At 61.9% G+C, this 18,023-nt stretch carries 14 protein-coding genes and 1 pseudogene; 1 reads left to right on the top strand and 14 read right to left on the bottom strand.

What is annotated here, in order from left to right; all coding sequences use genetic code 11:
• Positions 1 to 226: 226 nt before the first annotated feature.
• The 9 genes from BMY30_RS13690 to kdgD all read right to left on the bottom strand — a co-directional run bounded on the left by BMY30_RS13690 (position 227) and on the right by kdgD (position 9,496).
• Positions 227 to 1,801: an aldehyde dehydrogenase (NADP(+)) gene (locus BMY30_RS13690; protein WP_089714644.1), complete on the bottom strand. Its 1,575-nt coding sequence runs from the start codon at positions 1,799 to 1,801 to the stop codon at positions 227 to 229.
• A 24-nt stretch (positions 1,802 to 1,825) separates the two neighbouring features.
• Entirely contained in the window at positions 1,826 to 2,596 is a 771-nt protein-coding gene (locus BMY30_RS13685) for a FadR/GntR family transcriptional regulator (RefSeq protein WP_342027792.1), read from the bottom strand.
• Positions 2,597 to 2,634: 38 nt separating this feature from the next.
• Positions 2,635 to 3,960 (bottom strand): enolase C-terminal domain-like protein, encoded by a 1,326-nt coding sequence (locus tag BMY30_RS13680; protein ID WP_089714640.1) that lies wholly within the window; start codon positions 3,958 to 3,960, stop codon positions 2,635 to 2,637.
• A gap of 105 nt (positions 3,961 to 4,065) precedes the next feature.
• On the bottom strand, positions 4,066 to 4,218 hold the full coding sequence (locus BMY30_RS17880; protein ID WP_170840147.1) for a hypothetical protein: 153 nt from the start codon (positions 4,216 to 4,218) through the stop codon (positions 4,066 to 4,068).
• A gap of 12 nt (positions 4,219 to 4,230) precedes the next feature.
• Positions 4,231 to 5,547, bottom strand: a complete 1,317-nt coding sequence (locus BMY30_RS13675; RefSeq protein ID WP_089714638.1) for a TRAP transporter large permease — start codon at positions 5,545 to 5,547, stop codon at positions 4,231 to 4,233.
• Entirely contained in the window at positions 5,547 to 6,029 is a 483-nt protein-coding gene (locus tag BMY30_RS13670; RefSeq protein ID WP_244516217.1) for a TRAP transporter small permease subunit, read from the bottom strand. The genes BMY30_RS13675 and BMY30_RS13670 overlap by 1 nt, the downstream gene beginning before the upstream one ends.
• Before the next feature lie 94 nt (positions 6,030 to 6,123).
• Positions 6,124 to 7,206: a TRAP transporter substrate-binding protein gene (locus BMY30_RS13665; RefSeq protein WP_089714634.1), complete on the bottom strand. Its 1,083-nt coding sequence runs from the start codon at positions 7,204 to 7,206 to the stop codon at positions 6,124 to 6,126.
• 55 nt (positions 7,207 to 7,261) lie between these two features.
• A complete protein-coding gene (locus BMY30_RS13660) occupies positions 7,262 to 8,530 on the bottom strand; it encodes a glucarate dehydratase family protein (RefSeq protein WP_089714631.1) in 1,269 nt (422 codons plus the stop codon).
• Positions 8,531 to 8,578: 48 nt separating this feature from the next.
• On the bottom strand, positions 8,579 to 9,496 hold the full coding sequence (gene kdgD / locus BMY30_RS13655) for a 5-dehydro-4-deoxyglucarate dehydratase (protein WP_089714629.1): 918 nt from the start codon (positions 9,494 to 9,496) through the stop codon (positions 8,579 to 8,581).
• A 414-nt stretch (positions 9,497 to 9,910) separates the two neighbouring features.
• Between kdgD and BMY30_RS13650 the strand changes: the two genes are divergently transcribed.
• Entirely contained in the window at positions 9,911 to 10,891 is a 981-nt protein-coding gene (locus BMY30_RS13650; RefSeq protein WP_089714627.1) for a 2-hydroxyacid dehydrogenase, read from the top strand.
• 171 nt (positions 10,892 to 11,062) lie between these two features.
• On the opposite strand, the gene BMY30_RS13645 is transcribed toward BMY30_RS13650, so the two are convergent.
• The 5 genes and pseudogenes from BMY30_RS13645 to BMY30_RS18010 all read right to left on the bottom strand — a co-directional run.
• Positions 11,063 to 11,971 (bottom strand): DUF7281 domain-containing protein, encoded by a 909-nt coding sequence (locus tag BMY30_RS13645; protein WP_139195529.1) that lies wholly within the window; start codon positions 11,969 to 11,971, stop codon positions 11,063 to 11,065.
• Positions 11,968 to 13,215 (bottom strand): hypothetical protein, encoded by a 1,248-nt coding sequence (locus BMY30_RS13640; protein ID WP_089714625.1) that lies wholly within the window; start codon positions 13,213 to 13,215, stop codon positions 11,968 to 11,970. The genes BMY30_RS13645 and BMY30_RS13640 overlap by 4 nt, the downstream gene beginning before the upstream one ends.
• Positions 13,212 to 13,838 carry a condensin complex protein MksE gene (locus BMY30_RS13635; RefSeq protein ID WP_089714760.1) on the bottom strand — a complete coding sequence of 209 codons (627 nt, stop codon included), beginning with the start codon at positions 13,836 to 13,838 and terminating at the stop codon, positions 13,212 to 13,214. Before BMY30_RS13635 ends, BMY30_RS13640 begins: the two co-directional genes overlap by 4 nt.
• Before the next feature lie 11 nt (positions 13,839 to 13,849).
• Positions 13,850 to 17,530: an ATP-binding protein gene (locus BMY30_RS13630; protein WP_089714758.1), complete on the bottom strand. Its 3,681-nt coding sequence runs from the start codon at positions 17,528 to 17,530 to the stop codon at positions 13,850 to 13,852.
• Positions 17,531 to 17,753: 223 nt separating this feature from the next.
• Positions 17,754 to 18,023 (bottom strand): annotated as a pseudogene (locus BMY30_RS18010) (IS1634 family transposase); the annotation flags it as partial.

Below are 18,023 nucleotides of genomic sequence, written 5' to 3'. Positions count from 1 at the left end.
AGCTGGTGCGATAGCCCCGACATCATCTTCAAGGTTTGAAGTGGACCCCATCCTTCGGACCACCTGACAGCTCATCTGAACTCTGATCATTAGATCATTGGCGTCAGGCCGCCTGGGTCAGTGGTTGATGGAAGTACACCTCATCAGGCTTCACTCAACAACGAAAAGCCAAAAAAGGCGACCCGTAGGCCGCCAAAGGAGTCTAACCGCTTGCAGATTCCGAGAATTAATCCCGCTTGCCGTCCACCAGCCGGCTGACGCCCAGTGGGTTGCCTTCCTTGAGGGCGTCGGGCAGCAAGCCCTCGGGCAGGTTCTGGTAGCACACCGGGCGCAGGAAGCGGTGGATAGCCGCGCTGCCCACCGAGGTGGTACGGCTGTCCGAGGTGGCCGGGAAGGGGCCACCGTGGACCATGGCGTGGCATACCTCGACGCCGGTGGGCCAGCCATTGACCAGGATACGGCCGGCCTTGCGCTCGAGCAGCGGCAGCAGCTTCTTGGCCGCCTCCGTGTCGCCGTCGTCCATCTGCAGAGTGGCGGTGAGCTGGCCTTCCAGGGCCGCGGCCACACGCTGCATTTCCTCGGCGTCGGCGCACTCCACTACCAGGCCGCCAGCACCGAATACCTCGGCCTGCATGGCCTCGTCTGCCAGGAAGTCGGTAGCACTGGCGACAAAGAGTGCAGGCTGGCACTGGTAGGGTCCCTCTCCGGACTGCCCACGGGCAACTTCACGGGCCTTGGCGTTGCCTGCCAGGGCACCGACACCGTCCTGATAGGCAGCATGAATCCCCGGGGTGAGCATGGTCTGGGCTACGCTGCCCTTGATACCCTCACCAGCCGTCGCAAGGAAAGTATCCAGCCCCTTACCCTTGATGCCGATCACCAGGCCGGGATTGGTGCAGAACTGCCCGGCACCCATGTTGAGCGAGCCGACGAAGCCTTCGGCGATCTCTTTGCCACGTGCCTGAATCGCCTCGGGGAGCAGGAACACCGGATTGATGGAGCTCATCTCGGCGTAGACCGGAATCGGCTGAGGGCGGCTCTGAGCCGTTTGCTGCAGCGCCAGACCACCCGAGCGCGAGCCGGTGAAGCCCACCGCCTGGATACGCGGATCGGCAACCAGCGCCTGGCCGATCTCCTTGCCGGAGCCGAACAGCACCGAGAAGACGCCCTCATGCAGGCCGCACTTAGCCACCGCGGCCTGCACGGCCCGGCCCACCAGCTCAGAGGTACCGGGGTGGGCGGAGTGTGCCTTGACCACCACCGGGCAGCCGGCGGCCAGCGCCGAGGCGGTGTCGCCGCCGGCAACGCTGAAGGCCAGAGGGAAGTTGCTGGCACCGAACACGGCCACCGGCCCCAGGGCCACGTGGCGCTGTCGCAGGTCAACGCGGGGCATGGGCTCACGCTCTGGCAGCGCCGGATCGATGCGCACATCTAGCCACTCGCCGGCGCGTACCACCGAGGCGAACAGGCGCAGCTGGCCACAAGTGCGGCCGCGCTCACCCTCAATGCGCGCCTGGGGCAGACCGGTCTCGGCCATGGCTCGCTCGACCAGGTCATCGCCCAGGGCCTCGATCTCGGCGGCGATGGCCTCGAGGAAGGCCGCGCGGTCCTCCAGCGAGCTCTCGCGATAGGTGGCGTAGGCGGTTTCGGCGAGCTCACAGGCCCGAGCGACCGCGGTGCGATCCAGGCCCGGGTAGTCCGGAGCCAAGACCTCACCGTTGGCCGGGTCGATGGCGTGGATGACGGCCTGGTCACCTGTGACGGCCTGTTGGCCGATCAGGGATGTGCCTTGTGGGGTCATGATGCCTCCTAGGGTTTGCTTGCTTCAATTTTCCTGATATTGCAGGTACAGGTTTCGAGAACGATTGAGATGCTGGTACATGGTCTCCTTGGCCGCCTCGGGGTCACGGGAAAGAATGGCCTCAAGAACAAAGGCATGCTCTTCCTGGACGCGCGCCAGATAGCGATCCGCAGCAACCGGATTGATATCGATGCTCAACAGCTTGGCGCGAGGAATGCTGCTGGCGCTGAGCTGCTCGTAGAACTGCTCGAAGACCGGATTATGGGTGGCCGCAGCGATAGCAAGATGAAACTCGTAGTCCTCCACCCGGGCCAGGCTGTTCTCGGCATGAGCCTTGACGAAAGCGGCATGCTTCGCCTCGATGAGGCGCCGATCCTCGGCGTCGTGCCGCAGGGCAGCGAGTTCCGCCGCCGCCGGCTCCAGGGTCAGGCGAAACTCGAGAACATGCAGGATATCCTCGACGGTGGTCGGGTTGATCCGCTCCGCCGGCCGCGCCTCGACGGCCGTCGAGCGCAGCACGGTGGTGCCCACCCCACGACGCGTCTCCACCAGCCCCAGCGACTTGAGATGCGTAATCGCTTCGCGAATCACGGTACGGCTAACGCCGAAGGAGTCGCACAGCTGACTTTCAGTGGGAAGCTTCTCGCCAACCTTGACTCTCCCCTGAAGAATCAACGATTCGAGTTGATCGGCAACATGGGTAGAAAGAGGTCCCTGTTTCGCCACCTTATGCAAATCCAATCGCACGATTTCTGCTGGCATTTCCTTACTCTTTCCCATAAAGAAGCCCTTCAACTAAAAGTATGACTTTTAGTCTAACAGCCAAGAGTGACTTAGCGCACGAGTGCCGGCCGCTTGGGATCGAACTCCCAACCGGAAATGAGATACTGCATGGCCATGGCATCATTGCGCTGGGTCACCTCGAGGCACTGGTAGAGACGATGGGCCTCCATCAGCTTCTCTTCGTCCAGCTCGACACCCAGGCCCGGCGTCGTCGGCACCTTGAGCTTGCCATCGCGGATCGGGAACGGGTTCTTGGTGATGCGCTGGCCGTCCTGCCATATCCAGTGGGTGTCGATGGCGGTGATCTCGCCCGGACAGGCCGCTGCCACATGGGTCATCATCGCCAGCGAGATATCAAAGTGGTTGTTACTGTGTGAGCCCCACGTCATGCCCCACTCGTTGCATAGCTCACCGACCATCACGGCACCCTGCATGGTCCAGAAGTGGCAGTCTGCCAGCGGGATATCCACTGAATTGAGCTGCACGGCGTATTGCAACTGCTTGAAATCTGTCGCGATCATGTTGGTCGCGGTGGGCAGACCGGTGCGCTTCTTGAACTCCGCCATGGTCTCGCGGCCGGAGTAGCTCTCCTCCTGACCGCAGGGATCCTCGGCGTAGCTCAGCAAGTGCTTGATCGGTTCCAGCACCCGCACCGCTTCGTCGAGCGTCCAGGCACCGTTAGGGTCGAGGGTCAGACGCGCCTCGGGGAAGGCGTCATGAAGGGCGTGAATGCAATCGGCCTCTTCCTCGCCACGCAGCACCCCGCCCTTGAGCTTGAAGTCCTTGAAGCCGTAGCGCTCATAGGCTGCCTTGGCCAGGTTAGCTACTGCGTCCGGCGTCAAGGCCTCCTGGTAACGCACCTCGTCCCAGGCATCTTTAGGATTTTCAGCTTTGGGGTAGGGCAGGTCGGTCTTGGCCGGGTCGCCGAGCAGGAACAGATAGCCCAGGGCCTCGACCTCATCACGCTGACGGCCGTACTGGCCTAGCAGGTCGGCCACTGGCATGCCCAGCGCCTGACCGAAAAGATCGAACAGCGCCGACTCGATGGCGGTGACAACATGAACGGCCACACGTAGATCGAAGGTCTGGCGTCCTCGCTCCTCGCGCCCATTTCGGGCCAGCGCTTGGCGCGCTTGGTTCAAGGTCTGCTTGATATTGTTGACCTTCGAGCCTTCAACCAGTGAGCGGCACTGCTCCAGCCCTTTAAGGATGCCGTCACTCGAGGGAATCTCCCCGACCCCCTGGTTGCCGGCATCATCTTCGAGAATCAACACACAGCGGATGAACCAGGGGGCATGGCCGCCGCTGAGGTTCAACAGGAAGCCGTCATAGCCGGCCACCGGCACGATTTTCATATTGGTAATCTTGGGAAACATGGACGCTGTCTCTTACAGTCGTTCAATGGGTACGGCGCCTGACCAACCCTTGGCTCTAGGGTTAAAAACTTCAGACCTGCGCCCCCAATCAATGACGTCATCTATTTATAGCAGCATGAGCCAGATGATGATTCCGGTAGCCACCAAGCCGGCGATCTCCGGCCAGAAGCCAAAGCGAAACTGGTTGACCTCTTCTGGTGAGTCACTGATGGTCAGCTCGTCGTCCTGGCGTGTCAGCTCGTCGTTGCGCATCTTCATGGTCGATACCTCCTATCCGAACATCAGGTTGGGCAGCCACAGCGCCAGCTGTGGGAAAAACAGCACCAGTGCCATGCCGATCACCTGCAGCCCGATGAAGGGAAGCACCGCGCGGAAGATGTGCTGCAGCTCAACTCCCTCTGGCGCCACGCTCTTGAGGAAGAAGCAAGCCGGGCCGAACGGGGGCGAGAGGTAGTAGATCTGGATGTTCATGGCGAACAGCACGCCGAACCACACCGGGTCGTAGCCCAAGCCCACCACCACCGGCGCGAAAATCGGGACAGTGATGAAGATGATCGCGATCCACTCGAGGAAGGTCCCCAGTACCATGACAATCAGCATCATGATGGCGATCACGGCCAGCGGCGGCACATCGAGGCCTTCCAGGAAGTTCGTCAGGAAGCTGACGCCCCCGATCAGATTGTAGATGCCGACGAGGCTGACCGCCCCGAGTACCAACCAGATGATCGAACCCACGGTCAGTGCCGTCTGGCGCATGGCATCACGGATCATTCGGTAGGAGAACTGCTTGAGAATCGCAGCAACGATCATCGCCCCTACCGCACCCATAGCGGCGGCCTCAGTCACCGTGGTAATACCTGTGTAGATAGCACCCAGTACGCAGCCGATTAGGATAAATGGCAGGACCGCCCCTTTGAGGTACTTGAGGCGCTTGTACAGCGGTAGCGCAGTTTCGGGAATGTCGTTGATCGGCGCCAGCGCCGGATTGAGGCGGCAACGAATCAGGATATAGGTGATGTAGATCGAGGCCAGGACCATGCCCGGTATGGCACCGGCGGCGAACAGCTTGGTGATAGACACCTGGGCGGCCAGGCCGTAGACAATCATCACCACCGAGGGTGGAATCAGTGTGGCTAGGGCGCCGGCGGCGCAGATAATACCGATCGATAGGTTGCGGTCGTAGCCAAGGCGCAGCATCTGCGGCAAGGCGATTAGGCCCAGCATGACAATCTCGCCGCCCATGATGCCACTCATCGCCGCGAGGATGACCGCGACCACACAGGTCTGCACAGCCACCGAACCACGTGCGCGACCACCGAGAATCGACATGCTGTCGAACAACGAGTGAGCGATTCCCGAACGTTCCAGCACGTTGGCCATGAACACGAAGAACGGCACAGCAACCAATTCGTATTTCTCGAGCACGTGATAGACGTTGGACGCGACCAGAAAGAGGCCATCCGGCCCGTAGTAAATCAGCGCGGTGACCACGGACACAGTCAGCGTGGTAACCCCCAGCGGAATACCGAAGGCCATTAGTGCTAGCAGGGCCAGCACGATCAACAAGGTAACAACTTCGATAGCCATTATTCGGCCTCTCCCTTGGCCTGGTCCTCAAACCAGTGAACCACGTTGGCGAGCAGTTGCAGGAGATAGAGGAAGGCTCCCACCACAAGGGTCGGTTTGAGGTAGGCCGGCAGCAGCGGATTGAACGAGCTGCCGCTTCTCTCCCCACCATGCAGAGCCATCATCGCTGGCTCCCAAGTGGCCCAGATCAGTGCGGACAGAGCAAAGATCGCCACCCCCAACGACACCAGCTCCATCTTTTTCCACACATGGGCAGGCACGATCAGCTCCATCATGGTGATGGCGATGTGCCGCTTGCGCTGGGTGACATAGCCGCTAGTCATCACCCAGCCAGTGGCGCAAAGTGCCATGACCGTTTCAAAAGTCCACTGGGTGGGGGAATCGAAGACATAGCGCATCACCACCTCAAGGGCAGACAGCACGATGCAGGCAAAGAACAGCACCGCACAGGCATAGCCGATGAAAGCACTGATCCGGTCCATACCCGCCGCCAGTCGGCTGAGTAGTCGCATAGCAGACTCCAGTAAGAAAGAAGACCACGACAACGATCGTTGCCGTGGTCTGAAAGGTAACGTGTCAGTTTTGCTCGCCCTGAGATGCCTCGGCGGCGTCTGTCACAGCTTCACCCTCGAGCAAACCTTTCTCCTTCATGTAGTCAAGGTGAGCCTGCAGGGCCTGCTGGGCCAGCTCACTTTTCTCGCCGAAGGCTTCCCAGGCGCCGCGGGCGATCTCGCGGAACTGGTCACGTTCTTCTTGAGGCCAGTCGATAACAGTCATGTCATCTTTCTGTTTGTCGCGGGCCACCAGTTTCTCGTCCTGCTCCTGCACTGCGCCGGCCAGGTCATGGAAGGCATCGTAGAACCACTGACTCAGTGCCTGCTGATCCTCCTCGCTCAGCGACTCCCAAGTCTGCTGATTGAGGGTGAACTGCTGCGATGACATGGAGTGAATGCCCGGGTAGATCGGGTATTTTGCGATGTCGTGCATGCCTGAGGCATCATTGTTGACATAGGCAGAGGCATCGGCGGCATCTACCACGCCCTGCTGCAGCGAGGTATAGACTTCGGAGAAGGGAATGTTGACCGGTGTCGCCCCGGCACGCTCAAACACAGCCGCCGCCAGGCCTTCCGGCGAACGAATCTTCACGCCCTCTAGATCCTCGACGCTATGGATAGGGACCGCAGCGACCAAGGCCTCACGCTTATAGGGGCCGCAGCCGACCACCTCAACTTTGTCGCCGACCTGGGCGTCGATGGCCTTTTGCAGAACTTCCTCACCGCCACCGTTCTGGCAGAAATCGAGGAACTGCGAGGGCTTGTCGTATCCGGCAATCAGGTCACCCATCAGGGCAAAGGCCGGATCCTTACCGGTAAAATAGGCCGGGGCAGTCATGTCGCCATCCAACAGCCCCATGGCCACGGCCTCCATGGTTTCCTTGTAGGGCACAACGCTACCGATGGGCATCAGATTGATGGTGACGTCCCCACCGGTCATCTCTTTGAGTTTGGGTACCCAGTTCTCTTGAAGATACTGGTAGGCGAAATCACCTGAATTGAAGGAGGTCTGGACCTTCAAATCTTCTGCGGCATGAACGGAGCCGGCGAACGCCAGTGCGGCGCTTGCCAGAGTGACAGAATGCGCCAAGGTGCGAATCTGCATGTCGGTATCCTTGTAACTTTTGTGGGTTCAACATCAAACTGCCTCGATTGAGGCCTCAGAAGCGAGGAGCTTTCCCGGTCCAGCTGGGCTCGTACTTCTGCATCTCCTTGACATCGTTACGCGAACGAATGCCACACTCCTGATAATTGCGCGCCAGTTGCTTCAGTGCGTCGCGATCCAACTCGACGCCAAGGCCAGGCGCATCGGGGACGCGAACGCTGCCGTGCTCAAATTCAATCTTGCCACCCACAATGATTTCCTCCTCCTGCCAGGGATAATGGGTGTCACAGGCATAGGTGAGGTTGTCGATCGCGGCGGCGGCATGGGTCATGGCCATCAGGCTGATGCCCAGATGGGAGTTGGAATGCATGGACAGCCCCAGCCCCCACGTCTCGCAGATTCGGGCCAAATCACGCGTCGCTTGCAATCCGCCCCAATAATGGTGGTCGGAGAGAATCACGTCCACGGACTGTTTGGCGATAGCCTCGGGGAAATCGAAGAAGCCGATCACGCACATGTTGGTAGCCAGAGGCATGCTGGCCGACTGATGGACCTCGGCCATGCCATCCTTGCCGGGGGCGGGATCCTCAAGATACTGCAGCAGTCCCTCCATCTGCGGCATCAGGAGCCGGGTGGTCTCGGGGGTCCAGCCGCCGTTGGGATCGATACGCAGCGGGTGTTCAGGGAAGGCCTCACGCAGGGAGCGAATCGCCTCGAGTTCCTGTTCCGGTTCGAACACTCCACCCTTGAGCTTGATTGACTGGAAGCCGTACTGATCGATCATCTGCCTAGCCGAACGAACTACATCGTCGGGGGTGAGAACCTCACCCCAGGCATCGATCCAGTCGTCCTGAGCGAACCGGTGACGTTCGTATTTGTAGAAGAGATAAGCACTGTAGGGGACGGCGTCACGCACCTTGCCACCCAAGAGATCACAGACACTGCGCCCGGTAAACTTGCCGATCAGGTCCAGAAAAGCGACTTCAAAGGCGGCAAACACGCGTGGCAATGTGGTTGCCTGATTAGTTCCAGGCGCGAGTTCAATACCACTCTGCTGAGACTGACTAGCAGTGGCCTCTGCCACGATGGTTTTCAATTCGTTGAGATGGAAGACGTCTATGCCTTTTAGTATAGCTGCCACCTTCTGCAAATGTGTCAGTGTCTGCTCGTCGCCATAGGACTCGGAGAGACCATAGTTGCCGTCTTCGGTGACCACCTCGATGATCGAACGCAGTGCCCAAGGCTCATGAATACCGCTCACATTAAGCAAGGGAGGATCGCGAAATGCGATGGGAGTCACGACGACGGATGCAATGCGGGACATAACCTTCTCCAAGGTCCAGGTTCAGCCAGTAATGGCGGAATCAAAGCGTTACAGGCTTTCGGCCACCTTGATCAGCGAGGCGAGTGTCTCGCGCTCTTGGCTGGTGGGCATGGTCAGGGGCGCACGTACGCTGCCCGCCGGACGACCGACGATCTCGGCGCCGGCTTTAATCAGGCTGACGGCATACCCTTTCTTCCGATCCCTGAGATCCACGAAGGGAATAAAGAAGTCGAGGGTGATCTGCTTAACGACCTCGCTGTTACCCTTGCGGAGCTCCTTGTAGAAGGTCACAGCCATGTCGGGGACGAAATTGAACACGGCCGATGAGTAGGTATTGACACCAATGGAGAGATAGGCCTCGGCAAAAATCTCTGCCGTTGGCACGCCACCGATATAGACCAGGCGGTCACCCACTGTCTTGACGATCTTGTTCAGTGCCTGGATGTCGCCCTTGCCGTCCTTGAGCCCGACCAGATTGGGGCAGGCATTGGCCAGCGCCGTGACGGACCCGGCATCCAGGATGCCATTACCGCGGTTGTAGTAGATGACGTTGAGCCGGGTCGAATCGCAGATCTGCCGGGCATACTCGACCAGCCCGTCCTGGGGGCACTCGGTCAGATAGGGCGGCATCAGCAGGATACCGTCAGCACCTACCTCCTCGGCTGCCTTGGCATAGGCCTTGCCGCTCTCGACACTCAGTCCAGCGCTGGCGATCACCGGCAGTTTACCGTCCACCGTCTCCACGGCGACTCGAACCACATCGCGAAATTCGTCGTGTGTCAGGTTGAAGAACTCGCCGGTACCACCGGCCACGAATACAGCCGAGATGTCGTGGCTGATGAACCACTCCAGCCGTTTGCGATAGCTTTCGGCATCGAAACGACCTTCCTGATCGAAGTCCGTGATGGGAAACGACAGCAGACCATCGCCGATGGCTTGCACCACTTCTTCTCTGGAAAACTTCACGCAACCGTCCTCATGCTTACCGGGGCCAGGGACTCCCCGACCGCCGCAGGGGTAACGACAACAGCGTTGTTGTCATACATCATACAACTGGTAAGTTAATCGCCCTCTTGGGCCTCCGCAAGGGCTACTGATCAAATTGCGACCAAAGTTTAAGGCCAGAGAGGTTAAGCTAAGGCAAGATAGCAGGGGCGCAAGCCTAGCTCTGGCGGCCGGCACTCACGACACGGGGGCTGACAGCGGGTAGAAACCGACCCCATGAAGACAGTGGGTCTACCGATCCTGGCTGTCGACCGCATGATGAATCAGCTTCGAGGGGCGGAGTCTGACAGGCATCAGCTGGCTGATCGCCCACCAGCGGGTGTGCGTAATCTATAGAAACATCAACGGAAAAGAGAACCTAAAGGAGCCTTAACAATGAAGAAACGCATCCTCGCCTATGGCCGCCTGAACGACGAGCAGTTGGCCCAGCTTGGCCAAGACTTCGAAGTCCAGACCTTTCCCGACCTGGCCTCAGCCGACGACCCCGCCTTCCGTTCAGCGCTGCCCGACGCCCACGGCTTGATCGGAGCCAGCGTGGCGATCACCCCCGAATTGCTGGAGGAAGCCCCAAACCTAGAGGCCATCGCCACCATCTCGGTGGGCTACGACAAGTATCCCGTCGAGGAGCTGACCCGCCGTGGCATCTTGCTGTGCAACACCCCCGACGTGCTCACCGAGACCACTGCCGACACCGGCTTTCTGCTGATAATGGCCACCGCCCGGCGCGCCGTGGAGCTGGCCGAGCTGATCAAGCGTGGTGAATGGCAAACCGGGATCGGACCCGAGCACTTCGGCAGCGACGTGCACGGCAAGACCCTGGGCATGATCGGCTTCGGACGCATCGGCGCCGCCGTGGCGCGGCGCGGCGCCTTGGGCTTCGGTATGCGCATCCTCTACACCAAAGCCTCCCCCAAGCCCGAGCTGGAGGTGGAACTCGGTGCCGAGCGCCACGAGATGGACTCGCTGCTCGCCGAGGCAGATATCATCTGTGTCACCGTGCCGCTCACCGCCGAGACCGAGCACCTGATCGGCGAGCGAGAGTTTGCCTTGATGAAGCCCACTGCGATCTTCGTCAACATCGCGCGCGGACAGGTCGTCAACGAGGCGGCGCTCATCGAGGCGCTGGAGATGGGCCGCATTCGCGCTGCCGGCCTGGACGTGTTCGAGCAGGAGCCGCTGTCGCCGGAGTCGCCTCTGCCACACATGACGAATGTAGTGGCCCTGCCGCACATCGGCTCGGCCACTCATGAGACGCGCCATGCCATGGCTCAACGTGCGGTGGACAATCTGGTCCTGGCACTCCGGGGCGAACACCCGATCAACCTGGTCAACGAGGCGGCCTGGAGGAGCGTTTGACCCCACCGCTCTGTCGGCTCTTTAACTCCGACGGTAACCTGGTCGACAGTGAGATCCTTTAGCAGAGGTGACGGGCAACATCCTTTGTTCCTTCAGCCCCCCTTACCTTGCCCGGCAGTAGCGGGAGTTTCTCGGCGCGCGCTTCCAGCGCCTTCATTGAGACCGCCAGCCCTACCGCTGGTGCCACGAATGCAATAGACCAGATTCATTCAGCGGCACTCCTTCCAGTAAATCACCAAACCACTGCTGCCGCAGGCCGCGCTGCTCTCGAAGCAGGATGACGAGGTAGTCGGTCAGCGGGTGACCAACGGGCAGACGGGCGGCGTGGTCACGCAGGGCCGGCTGGTAGCTCTGCTGCTCGGACGGCAGATGCGCGGCGTTGGCGCGCTCTGAAAGATCTTCGAGCGGCGGCAGCAGAAGATGGGTGGCGCGGCTAGAAAGCGCGATGCTCACCCCCTTGGCGTCGAAGTCACCGAGATAGAGGTGGGGCCTGGCGCTCTCAGCCCAGGCCTCGGCCACCCTGGCGAAGGCCCCACCGTAGTGGCTGTCGCCACGGTAGAGCACTAACGGACGGGACCCGTTGGCCAGCACCGGAATGGTCGGCGGGAGTGCGTAGAAGCTATCGAGATTCTCGACCTGAACCAGCACGTCGAAGGCGTCGAGATTGAGTTCGTGCCAGTCGAGGTCGAGGACGTCGCAGCAGCGGCGGATCAGGCCCGACCGCTGCTCCGCAGCAGCAGGAAAGCAGGCCAGTACGCGTCGATCGCGAGGCTTCTCGCGGACGCTCTTCTCCTCACGGTTACCAAGTGAGGCCTGCTCGGTGGTAGTCAGGCCGCTGAGATCAGCCGCGATGGCAGGCTCCCCCAGAGAGGCCAGGGTTTCGTCAATCCGGGTGAGTAGCTCACGGTCTAGCTGCAGACGGGCGTGGGAGAGGCGCGGGCCGGTTTCGATATCGTGCTCCTGACACCAATCAACGATCTCGTTCACTACCTTGCTGCGGCGCTTCTCTATGCTTGGAGCACTACGCAACGCCTGGCCAGCCTCGCGGAGCACGTTTCGAGCACGCGACGACAGGTTCATGCCCCCACCCTCAGTTCCAGACTGACGTCATGGATCAGCCGCAGGTGGTTAAAGGAGCTGGCCTGGCTCTCCTGCTGACGCAGACAAAAGACGCGTTGCTCGCCTCTGGGAAGGCCCTGGAATTCGGCAATCACCTGGAAAAGCCAGATCTCCTCACCCCACTCCAGTTCGCCTTCCTGCAGGTACTCCAGGGCGCTCAGTTTTTCACCCCCGCGGTCCACCACCGAGAGATAGAAGCGCTCCACGTCCTCCTTGAGTGCCTGATGGCGAGTGGCGACAAGCGTGTCTTCCTGGGGAGCAGCGGCGCCAGCGGCGGTAACCGGGTCCGGTCGATGGGTAGGCTGCGGCAGCTGATGCAACAGCTCGGTGAGTACTCGCGTATCGGGATGATGATCCAGGGCCGCGGCGCCGGAGGCGATCAGCGGGGCGGCGCGGTTGACCAGCGTCGGTACCTCGCTGCGCCGGGCGTAGTTGCCGGGCACGAAGCCGGGATGCTCACGAAGGAAGCCGGCCATGCCGGCTACCAGGCGGCTTCGCGACTGCTGCTGGCGGAAGCGCGCCATCAACTCGACCATGCGCCGCTGCACCTCGCGCAGGCTGGTGTAGTGCTGGGTGAGCTGGTGCTGCAGGCCGCTGACCAACAGCTTGCGCAAGGTGCCATCGCTGCCTACCAGCTCGATCAGCTCGTGGAAGTCGATCAGTTCCAGGCCATCGAGCAGGCGAACGATCTGCTTCTGGGCGCGTTCGTTCTCGCGAATCTTGTCGCCCAGGCGGCTGACGAAGCCGAAGTCGCTGTTGAGGCGCCGCCACAGGCTGTCGATGGCGTCGGCGAAGCGGCCGTTGAGGTCATCTACCTCCTGACGCAGGCGCAATAGCTGCTGTTCCTGGCGCCAGTACTCGCCGGCGTCACGAGCCTCGCGGTAGCTCTGCACCAGGGTGCGGATAAGCTCCAGGGTCTCGGCCACATCGGCGTTGACGTGCCGCCGCGTCTCGTCGGCGAGCATCTCGGCGATCAGCTCGCGTACCTTGGGGGTGAGCTTCACACCGCCCTGCTCGTCCGGCCGCCACAGGATGCGCGCCGCCAGCAGTCGGTTGAGTACGGTGGTACTGAGCCCCTCCAGAGGCACCTCGTCCCTGGCGTAGCCGGCCATCAGTGCCTCGGCGTGCTTGCCGAGCAGGGCCAGACGCTCGACGCCGGTGCTGATCAGGCGGCTCTCCAGAGCGTGGGGATCGCCGTCACTCACAGCAGGCTCTCCTGGCTAGCCGGAGCCTGGTCATCCACGGGCAGGTTCTCCTCATCGCGTATGAAGCGCACCAGGTCGACCAGGTAATCGATCTTGGCGGTGACCACGAAGTACTGGCGATCCGCATGGGGCTGAAGCAGGTAGCCGTGCTCCTTCAAGCGCTTGAAGACCTGCTTGAGCTGGGCATCGAGCTGATCGCTCTGGGAGCCAAAGAAGGGGTCGGTGGCCAGGCGTTCTAGGCGCTCGCGCAGCCCCTGGTTGTCCTCGCAACGCGAGCTGAAGTCAGCGGGCTTGAGCACGTCACCGGGGGCGGCCAGGCCGTCGCGGCCCAGCGTTTCCTGCACCAGCTGCAGCCACTCCAGCATCGGCAGCAGGCTGTTGACGGTGTCCGCCAGCTGGCGTGATAGCTGCTCCCGAGCGGCCTCATCGAGCGCTCGCCAGGCCAGGAAGTAGACGCTGCCCTCGTCATTGGTGGCTAGCCGGCGGTTGAGCGGGCGCAAGTAGGTATCGAGCTGCTCGCGAACCTCGTCGTCCTGCAGGCGGCGGAAGGCGCTCTCGTCGCTCACCGCACAAATGAACTCGCCGGCCAGCAGGCGTTCGATCAGGGGACCCAGTTCAACCATAGAGCGCTCGATCATGAAGCGGCCTCCTCGGCACGGGCCTGCAGCCGCTGCGCCAGGCGGCTCAGGCGCGGTTCGATGCGCTTGAGACGTCGCTTACTGGGTGCCGCCTCATCGCGGTCAATCAGGTAACGGTTGTGGAACAGCAGCAGCACATCCGACTCCGGGTTGGGGAAGGCGCCGACGATGTGGATACGGTTATTGTCGCAGGCATCGAAGAGCTTCTCGACGTTGTGGTAGGCCAGGGTACCGATCTCGTCGATGGGCCAATGGATGGCCACTTCGGCCTGGCCGCGCAGCAACCGGGTGAAGGCGAGTAGAAACTTGCACAGGATCAAGTAGGCCATGCCATGGCTGGAGGACTCCAGCAATTGCCGGTCGTTCCTGATGACCAGATCCGTGCCACCCTCGTTGAGGTGCAGCTCCAGGCGAAGCAGGCTCTCGAAACTGTACTGCTGATCACTGCGCAAGAGCTCCACGACGTCGGCCAGGGCATCGAGGTAGTCATCACCGGGCAGCGGCTGGCCCGAGTCACGCCATTCGTGATAGCGCTGGGCAAAGCGCTTGAGCGGCTCCCAGAAACCGAGCTCGTCGATGGTCGACTGGATCTTCACTTCGGCCCTGCCAATACCCTCGAGCCTGAGGTCGTCTGCCACCTCGTCGGACAGACGCCGGCTCTGGGCATTGATGCGCCGATTGAGGTCGCGGAACACAGTGAAGAACTTGTCGAGGTCGTCGCTTAGATTGCGTCCCTCCTGCAGCAGCTGCTGCTGTTGACCCTCGAGCAGCTGGAGCATGCCGGCGATCACCGGCAGTAGCCGGCGTGGACTCTCGCCCTCGAGCCTGGCGCGCTCGGCCGCCAGGGTATCCTGGAAGTCGGCACTGGCACCCTTGACCAGCTCGGACTCGATCTTCTCGCAGCCGCGGCGCAGGTCGTCCAGGCGCCGGGCGTGGTCGGCAAGCCCCTGGCGAACACGCTCGATGCGTTCATCGGCATCGCCCGGGGACTCGGCGACAGGTTCCAGGGCAGGCTCGAGACTCAAGGCTTCGAGTTTGGCGAGCAGAGGAACAAGGGTCTCAGCCAGCGCCCTGGCTGCGTCGCGATGGGTCTTCAGCGCGCTCACCGCCGCCTGGTGCTCACTGCGAGCGGTACGGAATTCAACCCTGTGCTGTTCGCGTTCGCGCTCGGCCTGCTGGCGCTCGCGGGAGAGTTCGGCCTCCCTCTCTACCAGGCGCGGCTTGCGCTCGCCCCAGTCGACACGCATAAAGCGGCTATAGGCATCCAGCTCGTCCTGCCGGCCCATGGTCTGGCGGATGCGCTGATCCAGATCCTTAAGGCGTGAGCGGGTCTCGCGCACGGTGACCGGGTCGACGCCTTGGTCCGTCAGCTCGCGGTCGAAGGCGGCCTGCAGCTCGTCACGCTGGCGGCGATTCTCCTCCTTGTGGTCGTCCAGCTGGCGGCGGTATTGAACGATCTGCTGATCGAAGCCGGCCAGCCGCCCCTGGAAGTCGGCGGTCAGCTCCAGGCGTTGCGCCCGGTGGCCATCAGCCAGCGACTCCAGGGCCTGGCGTTGCTCATCGCGCAGCGTCTGCTGAATAGCCTCCTGCTCCTCCAACGCCTCGCGACAGGCGGCCTGGCGTTCCTGCTGGGCGGCGGCGTGGCGCAGCTGGCACTGACTGCGTGCCTGCAAAGCGTAGTCCACCTCCTCAGCGGCGCGACGTCGGGCGCTACGGGCGCGGTCGAGGCGCGCGTCCATCTCCTGGACCTTCTGGTGGCAGGCGCGCAGCACCTTCTCGGCGCCTTTCTCGGTCTCCTGGGCTTCGCCCACTGCCGCTTCTGCAGCCTCGATCTCGGCTAGCAGGCTGGCCTCGTCCTGGGCGTAATCGGGCATTGCGATGGCGGCCAGGTCCAGCGTCAGTCCGTAAAGGTCGTCGCTGGCGGTGTCGTTGAGCTGGGGCGCCAGGTCACGGCGCTCGAGGAGCTCGGGAGCGATCACCTTGCCCAGGCCCTGCTCCCAGCCCGGACGATGGTGGCGCAGAAAGTGGCGCAGGCTGCCCTGCGCAGGGTCGCGCTGGATCAGCAGGGCTTCGCAGTGCGTCTCGATGCGGGTGCGCTGTGCTCGGGCTCTTTCCAGCTCCCGATCGGCGCCCTCGCGCTCCTGCTTACGCTCATCGAGTTCGGCTCGCACGTTCTCCATGGCGGCAGAAGCAGCACTCTGCTCGTTTTGAGCCTGGTCGACCCGGGCCTGGGCCTGCTCCGCCTCGCGGATCTCTTCCGGGGTCTGGGCACTATGGGAAAGCTGCGCCTTGAGCTCGGAGAGCCGGACAGTGATCGTCTCCAGGCGGGTGCGATAGTCGTCGTCCAGGGCCTGGCGGCGGGCCTGGTAGTCGACGTCCAGGCGGCTTTCGGCATCGTTCTGCTGATCGCGACAAGCCTCCTTCTCCTCGCCCAGCGCATCGATCAGCGCCTGAAGCTCATCGCGGCGCTGCTCAAGGGAGTCGCCCAGCTCCACCAGACGCGCCTCCAGCCTGGCCCTGCTCTCCTTTACCACCTGCTGCATCAGTTCCAGGTGGTCACGCAGCTGTTGTTGCTGGTCACGCCACTGGGGCAGCGCCTTGAGGTCCTGTTCGAGACTCGGCATGTCGGCCTCCTCGAAGGCCTCGAACTGGCGCTGCAGGTCGTCAAGGTCGGCTCGCGCCTTGCTCAGCTCGCTATCGAGCGAACTCAAGCGTTCATTCAGCGCATAGCGTGTTTCCTCGTAGGCCTCCTCCCGTGCCTGGAAGGCGCGCTGCTGGCTCTGGATCTGCGCCTCGAGGTCTGCGCTCTCGCGATCGGCGCGGTGGTGGTCAGCCTCGAGCTGGGGCCGCAGCTGCCACAGCGAGGTCTCGATATCAGCGATCTCGCGATCGAGGCTCTCCAGGGCAGCCAGCGAGCGCTGAAGCGGCTCCAGGCGCATCGACTGACGCATGCGCGCAATCCACTCCCGTGCCTTGGTGTTGCGGATACGAGTGACCGGCAGCTCGACGCCATCCTCCTCGAAGATCGCCGCCAGCATGGTCTTGAGGGTGTCCATCTTGCCCTCCTTGGCATGCACCGCCGAGACCAGCTTCTCCATGTGGCGGATGCGCTGCCCGGGTCGCACCAGGCTAAAGCGGGCGGCGACCTGACGCAGCCGCAGCCCCTCCTTGCTGTTGCCGCGGGGTTGGGAGACGCCAAGCTGGGTGAAGTCGTTCTGGATCACCGAGCGGTATTCAGAGGTGGCACCAAGCTTAGGCGAGACCGAGACACCCTGGCGGCGAAGGCCGTTGGCCCACTGGGCGTAATCCAGAGCAGTGACGCCGCCTTCGCTTTCCACCAGGTAATCCTCTGGGCGGTAGGGATCCCCAACGAAGCGATACTCGACACCGCCATCACTCTTGCGTGTCAGCACTGCCTGACAGACGTCGCCCTCCTCGCGACGATACTCATAGACGAGATAGCTGTTGCGGTGTGGCAGATAGAAGGCGTCGAACTTGAGTCGGGTCTTCGGCACCACCTTGTTGGGCTGCTCACCGTAGAACACCGGCACCAGACGCTGCAGGGTGGTCTTGCCTGAAGCATTGGTGCCACAAATGTTGGTGTGGCCGTCCACACTGAGTTCCACCACCCCCTCGAGATGGCCGTGAATCATCACGATGCGTTGCAGGTGAGCCATGTCGCGTCCTTGGTGGTTGGCATTCCATGCGCCCGTAAGCGAAATCAGGATGGTGCCCGAGCCGATCGGTTGGTTCAAAGAAGAGTAGTCAGGGTTTACTCCTTCGAACCAGCAGCCACATCGAGGCAAAGGCTACCGTGGTATCGGCCCCAAACTCCCCCGAGTTCGACAGATAGAAGCGTAAACTATTGATTAGCCTGGATACGCATTTCGAAAATTGGCACTACAAGCGGGATGCGGCAGGTGCCGGTAGCCCAATCGCCTCGAAAAGGTCGCGTTGTTCAGGCTTCAATTTGGTTAGGCCGCTCGCCGTCTCGCGACGGTGAAGCAGGACCTGGTGGAACTGGATCTTGCGGGCAATTTCCAGCGCCCTCGTCGGTGACAGTGGGTTATCACTGGCCTTCAAGCGCATTCGCAGCACGCGGTAAAGCACCAGGGCGAGGAAGCAAATCAGCGCGTGGGCGCGGATGCGATCCGGTAGCCGGTGATACAC

Source organism: Halomonas daqiaonensis, assembly GCF_900109725.1.
In the GTDB taxonomy this organism is placed as follows: Bacteria; Pseudomonadota; Gammaproteobacteria; order Pseudomonadales; family Halomonadaceae; genus Halomonas; species Halomonas daqiaonensis.
The sequence above is the reverse complement of the archived record's forward strand: the minus strand, read 5'-3'. Positions and strand labels throughout refer to the sequence as shown.